Below are 13,604 nucleotides of genomic sequence, written 5' to 3'. Positions count from 1 at the left end.
TAACATTTTATAAAATCACCCGTTGAGGAGGTAGATTCTCAATCTTTAGCTCTGCTGCTTCCCTTTTCAATGTAAATAGATACGCAATGAACCCAAGCGTAGCTGCGATAATCAACATCACAATGGAAGGTCCAAAGTCCCCACCGGCAATATCAACCATCCAGCCCATAATATAACTTGAAAACCCTCCAAGAATGTTAGTAAATCCCATCAATCCCGCAGCACGTCCAGCTGTTTCAGGCGTCGAGAATTTAACCATGAATAAATTACTTAAATGGAATACGCCGCCTTGTGCTCCCATTGCTAGGCCCATGCATACCCCGGCCATAACTGGCTGCGGAGAAAGAATGGCCGCAGTTAAAAATGATGCCGTCAATAGAAATAGAATCGTCGCAAGTAAACCAGGACGCTTGGTTTTATCCGCTAGAAATCCGCAAATTAATACGAATCCTAAAGCAAAAAGCCAAGATAAAGAGGTGATTCCAGTCATAGCCTCCCTTGTGAAACCTTTCGCTCCGACTAAATAAGTAGGCAGCCAAATACTAATACCGAAAAATAAAAATGACGACACTAACATTCCGAACCAGACAATCCAATAACGATAGTCTTGAACAAAGCTTTGTTTTTTCGTTGATACTTTGGAATCTGACTGTCGAATATACGCTAATTCCCTTTGATCTAGTCGTGGATGTTCTTCAGGTGTATCGCGAGTAAGGAAGATAAACATAGGAAGAACGATTAAAATATTAAAGGCTGCTAAAGCGAAAAAGGCGGCTTGCCAATGGAAGGTGGCAATAACAAGCGTTAAGATAATCGCTCCACTAGCAGGTCCTAAATAGTTTCCTGCAAGCCATGAGGATTGTGCCCGCCCAAGTTCACGCTGATTAAACCAGTTAGAGATAAATTTTCCGCAAATCGGAATCATCATCCCCTCACCAATACCAAGAATGGCACGGCTCAAGATAAACATCTCGTAGGAAGTAGATAACCCGCCAATAATCATGGTAATAGCCCATACAATCAGACCGATGATACCTGTCTTCCTTGCTCCAAGCTTGTCAATGATAAATCCCCAAAAGATATTGGATAAGGCATAAGCTATGGTAAAGATAAATGTGATCATCCCAATTTTTGCATTCTTATCTGCACCTGTTAATCCCAGATCATTTAAGAAACCTTGATCCGTTTGGATAATTGAAATACCTAATTTATCAATTTGTCCAAAAAACCAAAAAAAGAAAATAGGCATAGCAATATAAATCCAACGTTTATTCGTTCTCAGCATTAAAGGACCCCCTTTTGATTTCAATCGAGTGAATGCGCTTCCAGAAAATTTTATTATTAATTATATAATACTTCAAACGCCCAAACGGACTCTTATCACTCCTTTTTTTATTTTTCGCAGCAAGGAAAATGTTTTATATACAAAACAAAGTTTACCACTAAGTTTATTTTAAAGTTTTGAGAATATTGTGTCAACAAAAATTATCTATTTTGTTTCACAAAATAAAACACGTTTTATATATAAAACAAAACAACAAAAAAAGCTTGCGAATTTCGCAAGCATTCTAATCCATTTTTGAGTGGTAGCCCATAAAGCCGGATAATATTTCGGAAGCTTCCAGCACTTTAGGTAAGGCTATTTTTTCAATAAATTCTTGATTGAAGGTAGCTTCTGTTGCGACCACATTGATCGCTGCCCTGACTTGACCCGTGCGCTCAAAGATAGGAGCAGCAACCGATTGAATTCCATGATGGAATTCACCCTTTGTTATCGCATAGCCCTTTTGCCGAATCGTAGCTAATTCTTGTTGAAAATCCATGTAATCTGTTTGCGTTCTTTCCGTATATGGTTTTAAATTGGAGCCAAATAAGATTTGGTTTAATTTGTCTTGGGGTTGATAAGCCAGCTGTACTTTTCCATTGGCGATCGCATGGGCGGGCAGTCTCAACCCAATATTCACATTAACAGCTGAGACTCCTCGGACTGGTGCACTGCCAACATAGACAACTTCTTGACCATCCAATATCGATAAATGACAAGATGCCCCAGTTTCATCCCTTAATTTTTCTAAATATGGCTGTGCAATTTCAGGGAGTTTTAAGGTACTTAAATAGGCAAAGCCTAATTCCAACACCTTTGGGGTTAAACTGTAGCGCTTCGTATGTTCATCTTGATAGAGATATCCAAGTGTTTGGAGTGTATACAATAACCGGAACGGAACCGTTCGACTTACATCCAGTTCTTTCGCGATTTCAACCAAGGATAATGTGGGGCGCTCTTCACTAAATAGCTTTAAAATTTCCAATCCTCGCACTAAGGCATTGGCATTATAGCGTTCCTTTTCATCTTTTGCCATCAGCATTTCACCATCTCATTGTTATTAATTTTCATATACTACAATCATATCAAAGTTTATGCAAAGAATGGTAATCTCATCTTGATTTATACTTTCACCAATGAGGTCAGAAAGTCTAGAACGATTGCATTAAAGTTATTGGGATCTTCTTGATAACACAAATGACCAGTCCCAGGGATGGTAACAAATGTTGAATCCTTTATTGTCTCATGAAAAATCTGCGATTCACTAACCGGTGTTACTCTATCCATTTCTCCGCAAATAACAAGGGTAGGTGTAGTGATCGAAGATAGAATATCCATTTGATTTAAAGAAAAAAGTGAATTGGCGACAGAGCGGAATCCCATCGGTCTGATTTGCGAATAGATTCTTTCTGCCTCTTTCTTTATTTCCGGATCTGGCTGCGGTGAAAGGAGTTCCTTTACACGAAGCTTCGCCAGTTCTGCCGGCTCTACTGTTTCAATGGTATGTAGACGATTTTTTAATTTCCGTTCATTCTCTTCTTTACTTAGTGCCGCTGCCCCTCTTGTTGCATCTGAAATAATTAACGCGTCAACCATTTCGGGAAAGCGGTAACTAAAATCGAGTGCAATCGCCGACCCCATTGAATGTCCTAGCAGCGTGACAGATTCATAGTTTAATTTTTCGATCAATCCTTTTAAAACGTCAGCAAATTGCTTAAATTCCCTAAATTCCACTTTTGGATCAGAACTTTTTCCATACCCAGGTGCATCCCATGCAATCACCGTGAATTGATTGGATAAGCCCGTTAATTGTTTTTTCCATGACCCAGAGTTGTTCCCCATTCCATGTAAGATAATTAATGGGGCACCCTCTCCTTCGATTTCATAATGGATCTGTAAATCTTCCACTTGTAAAAAAGGCATATTTTCCCTCCTATTTGTTTTATAAGTAAAACATTGTTTTATATTTTCTATAATAAAACAACTGCAGGATAAGTCAACCGAATTTTCAGAAGTTCCTGAAATCTCTATAAAGGCTTCAAAATCCCATGGACGATATGAATGAAGTATAGTTTCAACCAAAAAAGCCCTTGTAGGGCTTTTTTAAGTTACGACTATTCGTATTTTTTTAGAAACAGATTGTGGCTCCAACGATGATTAACAAGATAAACAATACAACGATTAAAGCAAAACCGCCCCCAAAGCCGACACCGCCGTAGCCATAGCCACCACCACAACCACCAAATCCACCGTATCCAAACATTTTATACCCCTCCTTAGCCTTATTCCCTACAATTTATGTTAAGAAATAAGAATCGGAAGGGCTCTTTCCCTAGGATTTTTATAAGGACAAACAAATTTCTATTTCATATAAAATATGTAGGCTCCTCAGCCAACTATACTTAATTTAATTATCTCTCCCTGGTTTGTAGTAATATGGATCGCCTTTATGTTCCTTTATTTCATTATTGTCTATAAATAACTTTCCATCTTCTAAATAAGTTGCTAATAAAATATTCTCTATTTTTTCACCCGATTTTTCGAGCTCATCAATTAGCCAACCACGGTCTAATTGCAGATATTTTAAATTATGGTAAATAATTTGACCGTCCATGATCAGTGGGATAGGAAGATATTCTCTCTTTACCTGTAACTTTAAATCATTAGGTTGAACTGGCCGGTATTCCGACTTGGGGATAATACTAATACTTCCTGTTTCCTCCATCACTGCAATGGCAATGTTTTGAGTATCAGTGTACCCTTGTACTCTTAAAGATGACAATAATTCAATTATTGTCATACGCACCTTTTTCAGCCCTTTTCGATCGATATCCCCGTTATGAATTAATACCGTTGGACTTTCATAAAGAATCCATCTTAATTTATTATGTAAGGATAAACGTATAAAGATTTTATATAGAATGACTGTGATTCCAGCATAGGTAATTGCCATTCCCATATTTTTAACCTCTATAGGGGTACTGATGATATTGGTTAGGACAAGAATATACAATAGATCGAAACTGTGCATTTGAGCTACAGCTTTTTTTCCCGTCAACCTTAAAAACAAATATCCTACAACAAAAACCAAAAATGCATGGTAAATTGTTTCCAAATTTGCATCTCTCCTTATAAATCCTGTCAAACGCCGTTACGGAACTAAAGTTATCTATAGTATTAGAAGTTTCATTCCTGTCTAACCACCGAAAGCTGGTTGCATTACATTATGCGATCTCCGATTTCGTCTCGGACACTTTGGAAACGGCAATTCACCATAGAAAAAGAGAGGCCCATTGCCTCTCCTTTATCACAGTATATTGTTGAGTATAATCAACATGGTTTGCAAGAGACATATCCCAGCTTATTTTTTTGAAAGTCCCTCCACATCAACAAATGGAGTGGCTCCGCCTGTTACACTTGGCAAGCGGCCATCCCATTTTTCCAAGGCCTTTTCTTGGACTTCAATTTGCTTTAATTGGATTAATTCCGCTGTTACCTCTTGTTTTTTCAAACGTAAGGCTTCAGCCTCTGCACCTGCTTGAGCAATTTTCTGCTCGGCTTCGATTTTGACTCTTTCGAGATCTCTTTTTGCACGTAACGCATTTTGTTCCGCGGTTTGTTTCGATTCAATTGCTTTATTGAATTCTTCACTAAATGCAAATTCTTTGATATTGATATCTTCAAGAATCATATAATATTTTGTTAATTTACTTGCGAGCATCTCTTTCACTTTCGCCGATACTTCCGGTCGTTTGGAAATTAATTCTTCCGCTGTGTACTGGGCGGTGATTGCCTTTAGTGATTCGGCAATCGCTGGGTCAACGATTCGGGTACGATAATCCAAGCCGATTTCTTGATAGAGCTTATTCACCGCTTCTGGATCAGCAGAATAATTTACAGCCACCATGGCGGTGACCATTTGCAGGTCCTTTGAGGCAGCTGTTTGCGAGCTTTCTTCTTTTTGGACCCGGACTTCAATGGGTTGAACGGTTTGAATAAACGGAATCTTAAAATGAAATCCTTCCGTTAAAATAGTCGGTTTAACGGCCCCTAATTGTAAAAGAACTCCTCTATATCCAGAATCAACGGATGTACTAGAAAAAAAGCCAACCACGATTATAACAAGAGCAATGATTCCGCTTACTATAGATTTCGTATAGTACATTTTGATCCCCCCTTTAAGAAACCTTATGAAAATAGTTCCAGATTTATACAGGGAACAAACAGGAGAAGCACACCCAGAGGCATAATGTGCACAAATGATTTTCACCAATTTCAAATAGGAAAGCAGGTAAAACATAGCGTTTACCTGCTTATTTTATAAATAATTATGAATTTATAAGACGTTTTTTTATTCTAGAAATTACTCTTCCTTTGCTGCTTCGTTTACTCGCTTCTTGAAATCGTCATAAGTGTTCCCTTCAAATTTCACACCATTAATAAAAATCGAAGGGGTACTTGTAATACTTAACTTATTAGCAGCACTCATATCTTTTTCCCATGCCTCTTTTGATTGGTCATTTTTAAAGGAATTAACCACTCTTTTCACCTCTGCTTCAGAGACAATTTCGCTTAAAGTGTCCTTAAGAAAAGACTCTGAATATATATCCATTTGCTCTGCTTCAGTATCATCAGGCTGTTTTTCATATAATAGTTCATGGAACTTCCAAAACTTTTCATTTCCCAGTTCCTTAAAGACGGTTTCCGCAAATTTTGCAGAACGAGTAGAATCAATATTGATAAACGAATAATTCAAAAAATAAAACGATGCTTTTCCTGTATCGATAAAATCCTTTTCGATACTCGGAAAAAGAGTATCATTAAAATTTTTACAATAAGGACATTTATAATCGCCAAATTCAACTATTTTTACTGGAGCAGTCTTTTCCCCTAAAACTGGTTGTCCCTCATAGTCCATTGCTTCTTTTTTAGCCGTATTTGATAAAAAAATTAAACCGACTAAACAAACAGCTATTAAACCAATCATCCAAAATATAAATTTAGATGATTGATTATTCGTTTTTTTTGTTTTTTTGTTTCTTGAAGACATCTTTTCACCCTCTATTTAAGCATTCTTTATTGTTGATTTTTAGGGAACAATTTTGAATCAAGAGAAAGTGCAGAATTTGAATTTAGGAATATATATACTGCCATGACCGCAAAGGCAAGATCCAATTCAAACCCAGCACCTTGTCCATTTCCCATGAAACCTGCTGCCAATTTTACTTTCCAAATGGCTCCAATCATGATAAATACAAAGAGAACTGCGATATATCGTGTTCCAAATCCAATTGTTAACAACAGACCCCCTACTAATTCAATAATGGCGACTATGTACCCCACAAAACCTGGAATTCCTAAACTATCAAACCAACCTATAGTATTTTCAATCCCATTTTGAAACTTTGAAACACCATGAATAAAGAATGATAGCCCTAAAAATAACCTTAGAATTAGTGTCCCGACTTCTGATTTTTTCAATTTACTTTCTCCTTTCAAAATCCTTTAATATTGCACTACAAATCGTAGTGCAAGAGGGTAAAATATTCTCCCTTTTACACATAATAACCTAATTTACACTACTTATTGTAGTGTAAGGTGTTACAAACGGTCAAGCAATAATATATCTCTACCAATTAATCTATTAACCATTCAATTAAATAAAGGATTGGACTTTACCTCCAATCCTTGTTAGGCAATAACTAATAGGAATAATATTAAAATAAACACATTTAAAGAGATTACGATTGATCGTGTCTGAACTTTAACGGGTATGGATTGCTGCGGATTAATCAATTGTTGAAGCCTGTAATCGACTGTACTATCCGCAAAATGCACAATAGCTGGCGTAAGATCTGAATTAACTTTTAGTTGCTTCTTCTTAATTAGCTTTAATAAAGCACTTCCTAATCCAAGTTCTGAACCCATCCGATTAATAGCATATTCATCTGCAACTAGTTCAATCATAATCCGATAATTCTGATAGGACCATCTCGTAAGAGGGATATACCATATAGATTCTGAAATGATTTGTAAAATAAAAACCTTAACTCCATCATAATACCTTTGGTGGGAAGTCTCGTGATAGATGACTGCTTCTAATTCCTTTGCATCTAACATTTCAGTTAAAGTAGTAGAAAGGACAATTACTGGTTTCGAAAACCCAAATGTAAATGCCAACGGATCTTTATGATTGATAACAACAATATCATCATTTTTTCTATTAAAGATTTGATTCAAATAACTGGATTTGTCTTTATTAATAAGTCGTTGAATTTTATTTTCAAATGAACTTAAAAGCAGGATCTGCTGAACGATCTTTTTACCAATGATGAAAGCCGTATAAAAAATATAAGCATTCACGATGAATAAGCTGGCATAATAGGCAAAAGTGCCTTTTTCAAATAGGCTAACGCAAAAATTAAAGAAATTAAAAAGCTCTAATGGGCCAAATAAGATATTAACTAGATACATAGTCATTTGAACAAACAAAATGATCGCAAAGAAAAGAGCTAATCCCAAAACGGCAGTTGATTTATGTTTCCAGATCATGTTACTTTCTGCCCTTTTTTAATTGTTCAATTTTTTGTTCCAGTTTCTGAAGCAAGTTATCATCAACTTCATTTAAAGAATCCAGCATATGATTAACAACTAATCCCCCAAATTCGTCCAAAAGGTTATCTGTTAGTTTTTTTGATTGGTCACTAATAAAATCCTCTTTGGTCTTTACAGGTTTAAAGAGAGATGTTCTTCCTTCCAATCTTTTCGTTAGGATGTTTTTATCGACAAGACGGTTCATAACGGTCATAACTGTATTAAAGTTTATCGGTTTTTCATTTTCTATTTTTTGTTGAACATCCTTTATACTCTTTTCATTGCCGTCCCAAAGAATGTCCATTATTTTAGATTCAAGCGGTCCGAAAAAACGATTAAGTCCTTCTTGGTCAAAACGAAAATTATTGATTGTCATTTAACATCCTCCCATCCATTACATATTGTAGTGTAATATTTTATATTTTTCAATGCTCAGTATAGTTTCCTCAGTGAAACTTTTTTTCACCGCGATTACTTAGTTTGAAAGGTGACAAAAGGTTTCTCTAGACCCACTAGATATTTTTATTCCATAATATAAATGGAGAAATGGTGGGGGATAGAAACATGAACGAACAGGGATATTTGGATCTTAGAAGAGGAGAGCGAGGAGCGATAATAAGTATTATTGCTTACATAATCTTATCTTCATTAAAACTATCAGTAGGTTTTATAGCTAACTCTGAAGCCTTAAAAGCAGACGGTTTAAATAATTTCACAGATATTATTGCATCAATAGCTGTACTTATTGGTCTTAAATTATCACAACGACCGGCTGATGATGACCATCCTTATGGGCACTGGAAAGCTGAAACAGTTGCCTCAATGGTGGCTTCCTTTATTATGATTGCTGTTGGAATACAAGTAACATACGAAGCGATTTCGAGTATATTTTATGGAAGAAATGAAACTCCAGATTTGGTTTCTGCATGGACAGGTCTGTTTTGTGCTTTGGTTATGTATTTTGTTTATCGATATAATAAAAAATTATCAAGGGAGATAAATAGCCAATCTGTTATGGCCGCAGCAAAGGATAACCTTTCAGATGCATGGGTCAGTGTAGGTACATTTATTGGTATCGTTGGTGCCCAGTTCAATCTTCCTTGGCTCGACCCAATTACTGCTATAATTGTTGGATTACTCATCTGTAAGACAGGTTGGGAGATTTTTAGAGATGCTTCCCATTATTTGACCGATGGATTTGACGAAAAACAAATAGAAACATATAAAGAAACAATCATTAATTGTTATGGTGTAAAAGGGGTTAAAGACATCAAAGCTCGGAATTACGGGAATAACGTAGTTGTGGACATTGTGATTCTGGTCAATTCCGATTTAGATATTCGCAGAGCCCATGATATTGCAACCAAGGTTGAAAATGAATTAATAAAAGAACATAATGTCTATGATGTTCATGTCCACGTTGAACCTAATTAAATTAAATGCAGAAAAGTAATAATGAGTTTGGAGCCTTTCTCCAAACTCATTTTTGAAATAAAATATATCAGCAACAAGATGAAGTTTTTATTTCTATATTCATTTACTTATCCTACTTATTTTTTATCAATTTGGGAATCAGAAATTAGTGTTTTATTATTAAGCATTAGGAAAGATGCGTTGCAATGCTTCTTTCATCTGAGGTTTTACGTTAATTTTTGGACGAGCTGCCTTAGCAATTTTTTCTGCCTCATCAATTGTCTTCGCTTTACCTAATGACAATAAGGTTCCAACTGCAACTGTTCCCGCACGGGTGCTTCCACCACCACAATGGAAATAAACTTTTTTGCCTTCGTTATAGGCACTTACAACATGCTCAATTGATTTTTTGATTGATTCGTCTTGATGCTCTGCTTCATCAACGATTGGACTATGGGTACGATCGTACCCTGACTTGTTCTCATGCGACTCCGCCCGCAAATCGTAAATAACATCGGCTTTTTCATTTTCCATCATGTCCTTCACATCATCTGCTCCGCCGAAATAAATACGTTCTTTAATTAACTCGTTATAGTTTTTTGCAGCCATGGTTTTACTCCACCTTTAATGTTTATTTAGTAGCATTGATAAAAGTTTTTAGTTGTTACTCTTGGCTTTTAATTCTTACTCACCCGTTTCACCAAAACGCTTAATACGATCTCCGATTTCATCACGGACACGTTGGAAGAATGCCCATTTTTCTTCGTCAGTTCCTTGAGCTTTAGCCGGGTCATCAAATCCCCAATGAACTCGCTTTACTTTTGGTGGTGTGATCGGACACTTATCGGCAGCGTCATCACATAATGTTACAACTAAATCAGCATTGTTTAAATACTCAGGGTCGATAATATCAGATGTATGATTTGAAATATCAATTCCAGCTTCTTTCATTGCTTTAACAGCATTGGGGTTCAAACCATGTGCTTCAATCCCAGCACTGCGAACTTCCCACTCATTACCTAAATGATTCTTAGCCCATCCTTCTGCCATTTGGCTCCTGCAAGAATTTCCTGTGCATAAGAAGTATAGTTTCTTTTTAGACATGATGTATTCCCCTTTATTTTTCGTGTAGTAGTTTATAAATAATTGCCGCACAACCTGCTCCTAAAATAGTAGCTACAATATACACCCATAGATGTTGTGTTGTACCTGATACGATGGCTGGACCAATAGATCTTGCTGGATTCATTGAAGCACCACTAATTGGACCTGCGAACATAGCTTCCAATCCTACCGTTGCACCAATGGCGATTCCTGCGAAGGATTTTACCGCTTTACCATGGACCGCAGAACCGAATATAACCATCATCAAGAAAAAAGTAAGGATAAATTCCAAAATAAACGATTGTGACCATGATCCTCTTGGTAAGGTGGTACCGAGCGTTGCAACGTTTCCAAATAAACACCACAACGTTGCACTTGCTGCAATCCCTGCAATGATTTGAATAATAATATAATAAAGTGCTTCTCTCTTCTTTATATCCCCATGAATAATAAATCCAATGGTAACAGCTGGATTAAAGTGTGCACCGGATAGGTGACCAAACGAGAAAATTAGTGCCATTACAACTAGCCCAAATGTAAGGGCTACCCCTACATGAGTTAAACTTTTAGTAATCGAATCTATTACAACTGCACCCGTTCCAGCAAAAACAAGAAAATAAGTTCCTAAAAATTCGCTGATTAACTTTTTTTTCATTTTGTTTTAATCCCCTTGTTGATCAATTACTTAACAACCACAACGAAGCGTAGGATTGCTCTTTTCAATCTGTTTGATTTTCTCTGTCTGAACTGGCACATGCTCTAAAATTTCTTCTATAAGTCCATATAAATCACTTTGTGAATTCAAGGAATAATAGATCCACTGACCTCTGCGATCCTCTTTAACTAAACCTAAATCCTTCAGTTTTCGAAGATGCTGGCTAATAGACGGCTGACTCATATCAAACACTTCAAGAAACTCACATACACAGCATTCCCTTTGTTTTAAAATAGTCACAATGGTCAAGCGTGTTTTATCCCCTAATAATTTCAAAACGTTGGCGGCTCGTTCTATTTCAACTATTGATTTCAACAGTTTGGACACCTCCCTGCATATAGGCAAATAATAATATACTTATTTAAAATCTGTGTGTTATATAGTGTTTTAATTTTCCATTTAATCTAAGAGATTTATACATATCATTCATGGATTTCTAAATAAGATTCTTATAATTTAATACAAATTTATATATAACTATCTGCTTATATACTAGTACGTTATATTATTAAATTCAAGTACACAATTGTAAATTTAGTGTAAATAAAAAGATTGATAACCGTAGCTATCAATCTTTTATTTAGAGATTATAATAATTTTTCCATTGCCATAACATCAACAAATTCACTTTCTAGAATCCACTGGTTTTTATTAAAATAAAGAGGAGTCATCTCCCATTTAGAAAAACTTCTCCACCAAATCGACTGAAGTGGGTCTGCTAAAATAGTAGCCTTGTATTTTATGACAGCCAATGCTGGACCGAGTGAATCATTGATATCCTTGAACCGATCAAAATCAATGAATAAGATCCCAACGAACTGCTTTTTTCTCTTCGCTTCCATGATCGCTTTGCGAAGCTGTTCATCAAATTCCCTGCGGTTCGGTAATCGGGATCTGAAGGTTGTTGGATGACAGCACTTTTTTCAGACTCTTCCAAAATAAAGCCACTAATCCCTTGAACCAATCCACGGATCTCAAGTGGGATCAAGATGATATTTACCGGGATACTTTCCCCGTTTTGATGCCTAATCTCAATCTGAAACTGAAGCCTTTCACCCGTTAGAACAGTCTTAAAATGCTCGATCGTTTTATCGATATATTCATCATCCAATTGAGAGAAAAAACTCATTTTGAAATCAGTTTCTCGTTGATACTCTGTTAGCTGGATCGTTTCATCATTTGAAAAGACAATCGTACCTTCTAGATCAAGAATATAGCAGGGCACAGGTAGATGTAGCAGAATGGATTTAAAGGTTTGAATAAAGCAACCTAAATCGGTGCTTTTGCGTTGATTTCTCATAGAGATCTCCTCTCATTGAATTTTGCATAAATACTCGTTTTTTGTTGTTCATATACTGTTTATCATAAATGAAATAGGAACAAAAAAACCGCGAGATTGAGATCCCGCGGTTTTCGGCGTAGCCGGGAATTTTCCATGGTCTTCGGTACACTTTTTATAGTTAAAAAACAAAAGAGGGAGCCTCTACGAATCTTTGCGAAAAGGGCTGTCACTGGGCTTGAAGTTTGTGAAATTTTTTAAAGGCACTTCTTGGGGTCCCAAAGCAAAACGCTTTTTGTTGGTGGCACCCCTAAAAGCATACGTTTTCCTCCTTAAATACTTCATGTATTAGCACATTATAAATAAAATTCAAACAATTAAGAAATAATTGGGTTTAAGTGGTAAAACAGGAAAAAAAGAGGGGATTATATTGAAAGAAGGTAGATTGTGCCTATGAAATTTAAATATTGAAAAGGTGCTGGAGCACTGGACAGTCCCTCACGCCTTAAGAGAAATAATTGCAAATGCTTTGGACGAATCGAACCTGACAGAAACGAAGGAACCTGTTATTTTTAAAGACCAGGAGGGGAAGTGGCACATAAAGGATTTTGGAAGAGGTTTGAAATATGAACATTTAACCCGAAACGAACAATGTGTACTGATGAACAGTGAGGACATTCAAATCCTTCTTTAAAGCGAGTTTCTCTCATTTCATTGATTAAACGACCACCAGCAGAGGAAAATGTTCTACATAGCGTTTAACCCATTGATAAACTTGTTCTTTTTGAGTGTGCGGTAATCTGTCGATACACTTTAACAAGTTGCTAAACGCTTTGCTCACCTTAATACCAACCGAATGTTTGTTCTTATATTTTGATTATATCAAGATTTCGGACAGGTATCAAATATCAACATCTACCTTTAACAGAGCCATTTTAAAAGAATCTTCAAATCAAAATGTTATGATACAACTGAAACGAACTAACAAAGCTTGGGTAGAGGTTAAAAAGGAAGTAAAAAAAGGGAAGGCTATTGAACTTAAAAAGCCTAAATGTATAGATGAATACCTACTAAGAAGATGGTTCTTTGAAACTTTCGGTGAGTACAAGATTTTTTGAGTTAGTAATTTAAAATAAAGGGACTGACTCTGATTTTTGAACTGTAACCCATAATAT

At 36.2% G+C, this 13,604-nt stretch carries 17 protein-coding genes and 1 pseudogene; 1 reads left to right on the top strand and 17 read right to left on the bottom strand.

Translation table 11 applies throughout. The features are described 5' to 3' along the window. Positions 1 to 7: 7 nt before the first annotated feature. From J7E66_RS06595 to J7E66_RS06550, 10 genes are all read right to left on the bottom strand, one after another. Positions 8 to 1,285: an MFS transporter gene (locus tag J7E66_RS06595; protein WP_214998569.1), complete on the bottom strand. Its 1,278-nt coding sequence runs from the start codon at positions 1,283 to 1,285 to the stop codon at positions 8 to 10. A 283-nt stretch (positions 1,286 to 1,568) separates the two neighbouring features. Continuing rightward, positions 1,569 to 2,360 carry an IclR family transcriptional regulator gene (locus J7E66_RS06590; RefSeq protein ID WP_214998568.1) on the bottom strand — a complete coding sequence of 264 codons (792 nt, stop codon included), beginning with the start codon at positions 2,358 to 2,360 and terminating at the stop codon, positions 1,569 to 1,571. 86 nt (positions 2,361 to 2,446) lie between these two features. Beyond that, positions 2,447 to 3,247 carry an alpha/beta fold hydrolase gene (locus J7E66_RS06585; RefSeq protein WP_214998567.1) on the bottom strand — a complete coding sequence of 267 codons (801 nt, stop codon included), beginning with the start codon at positions 3,245 to 3,247 and terminating at the stop codon, positions 2,447 to 2,449. A 205-nt stretch (positions 3,248 to 3,452) separates the two neighbouring features. Then, entirely contained in the window at positions 3,453 to 3,587 is a 135-nt protein-coding gene (locus J7E66_RS06580) for a YjcZ family sporulation protein (protein WP_214998566.1), read from the bottom strand. A 144-nt stretch (positions 3,588 to 3,731) separates the two neighbouring features. After that, positions 3,732 to 4,439, bottom strand: coding sequence for a DUF421 domain-containing protein (locus J7E66_RS06575; protein WP_251032796.1), 708 nt, complete (start codon positions 4,437 to 4,439; stop codon positions 3,732 to 3,734). Positions 4,440 to 4,685: 246 nt separating this feature from the next. Beyond that, the gene (locus J7E66_RS06570; RefSeq protein WP_214998565.1) at positions 4,686 to 5,489 is read right to left on the bottom strand and encodes a prohibitin family protein; all 804 of its coding nucleotides are present in this window, start codon (positions 5,487 to 5,489) and stop codon (positions 4,686 to 4,688) included. Between the two features lie 198 nt (positions 5,490 to 5,687). After that, entirely contained in the window at positions 5,688 to 6,374 is a 687-nt protein-coding gene (locus tag J7E66_RS06565) for a DsbA family protein (protein ID WP_214998564.1), read from the bottom strand. A gap of 26 nt (positions 6,375 to 6,400) precedes the next feature. Further along, positions 6,401 to 6,805: a DoxX family protein gene (locus J7E66_RS06560; RefSeq protein ID WP_214998563.1), complete on the bottom strand. Its 405-nt coding sequence runs from the start codon at positions 6,803 to 6,805 to the stop codon at positions 6,401 to 6,403. 210 nt (positions 6,806 to 7,015) lie between these two features. After that, complete coding sequence (locus tag J7E66_RS06555; RefSeq protein WP_214998562.1) at positions 7,016 to 7,876, bottom strand: M56 family metallopeptidase; 861 nt, start codon at positions 7,874 to 7,876, stop codon at positions 7,016 to 7,018. Between the two features lies 1 nt (position 7,877). After that, positions 7,878 to 8,294, bottom strand: a complete 417-nt coding sequence (locus tag J7E66_RS06550) for a BlaI/MecI/CopY family transcriptional regulator (RefSeq protein WP_214998561.1) — start codon at positions 8,292 to 8,294, stop codon at positions 7,878 to 7,880. Positions 8,295 to 8,482: 188 nt separating this feature from the next. Here J7E66_RS06550 and J7E66_RS06545 point away from each other — a divergent pair, with 188 nt between their 5' ends. Next, entirely contained in the window at positions 8,483 to 9,352 is an 870-nt protein-coding gene (locus J7E66_RS06545; protein ID WP_214998560.1) for a cation diffusion facilitator family transporter, read from the top strand. 159 nt (positions 9,353 to 9,511) lie between these two features. Here the strand turns inward: J7E66_RS06545 and J7E66_RS06540 are convergent, their stop codons facing one another. From J7E66_RS06540 to J7E66_RS06510, 7 genes and pseudogenes are all read right to left on the bottom strand, one after another. Beyond that, positions 9,512 to 9,940, bottom strand: coding sequence for a protein-tyrosine phosphatase family protein (locus tag J7E66_RS06540; RefSeq protein ID WP_214998559.1), 429 nt, complete (start codon positions 9,938 to 9,940; stop codon positions 9,512 to 9,514). A 75-nt stretch (positions 9,941 to 10,015) separates the two neighbouring features. Next, positions 10,016 to 10,435, bottom strand: coding sequence for an arsenate reductase (thioredoxin) (gene arsC, locus J7E66_RS06535; protein WP_214998558.1), 420 nt, complete (start codon positions 10,433 to 10,435; stop codon positions 10,016 to 10,018). A 13-nt stretch (positions 10,436 to 10,448) separates the two neighbouring features. Continuing rightward, positions 10,449 to 11,090, bottom strand: a complete 642-nt coding sequence (locus J7E66_RS06530) for an aquaporin (protein WP_214998557.1) — start codon at positions 11,088 to 11,090, stop codon at positions 10,449 to 10,451. A 30-nt stretch (positions 11,091 to 11,120) separates the two neighbouring features. Beyond that, entirely contained in the window at positions 11,121 to 11,468 is a 348-nt protein-coding gene (locus J7E66_RS06525; protein WP_214717927.1) for an ArsR/SmtB family transcription factor, read from the bottom strand. A 269-nt stretch (positions 11,469 to 11,737) separates the two neighbouring features. Next, on the bottom strand, positions 11,738 to 11,992 hold the full coding sequence (locus tag J7E66_RS06520; protein ID WP_251032795.1) for a diguanylate cyclase domain-containing protein: 255 nt from the start codon (positions 11,990 to 11,992) through the stop codon (positions 11,738 to 11,740). Then, positions 11,890 to 12,450 carry a PAS domain S-box protein gene (locus J7E66_RS06515; RefSeq protein WP_214998556.1) on the bottom strand — a complete coding sequence of 187 codons (561 nt, stop codon included), beginning with the start codon at positions 12,448 to 12,450 and terminating at the stop codon, positions 11,890 to 11,892. Before J7E66_RS06515 ends, J7E66_RS06520 begins: the two co-directional genes overlap by 103 nt. A 617-nt stretch (positions 12,451 to 13,067) precedes the next feature. Continuing rightward, a pseudogene (locus tag J7E66_RS06510) lies at positions 13,068 to 13,270 on the bottom strand (IS1595 family transposase); the annotation flags it as partial. Between the last annotated feature and the right edge of the window lie 334 nt (positions 13,271 to 13,604).

Source organism: Bacillus sp. ISL-7, from assembly GCF_018613065.1.
Note: the sequence above shows the minus strand (reverse complement) of the source record. Positions and strands in the feature narration are given on the sequence as shown.